Genomic DNA, 290 nt, shown 5'->3' with positions numbered 1-290 from the left:
AGGGGGGTTCCCCCATTCGGACATCCCCGGATCAAAGCCTGCTTACGGCTCCCCGAGGCGTTTCGTCGTTCGCCACGTCCTTCTTCGGCTCCTGGCGCCCAGGCATCCTCCGTGCGCTCTTATTAGCTTAACCAATTCCAATACGCGCTTTGTTCGTTTGCCTTCGCTATCTAGTTTTCAAGGATCAATTTGAAAGAGGCTTGCTCTTTCAAAACTGACAACGAGTAAGACGGACATTTGTTCTTGCTTTATCCTTAGAAAGGAGGTGATCCAGCCGCACCTTCCGATAC

General features: G+C 51.7%; 1 rRNA gene. It reads right to left on the bottom strand.

The window, feature by feature from the left end:
• Nucleotides 1-133: ribosomal RNA gene (locus tag VF724_RS21425) — 23S ribosomal RNA — on the bottom strand; the annotation flags it as partial.
• Nucleotides 134-290: the final 157 nt, after the last annotated feature.

Source organism: Ferviditalea candida, from assembly GCF_035282765.1.
Lineage (GTDB): Bacteria > Bacillota > Bacilli > Paenibacillales > KCTC-25726 > Ferviditalea > Ferviditalea candida.
Note: the sequence above shows the minus strand (reverse complement) of the source record. Positions and strands in the feature narration are given on the sequence as shown.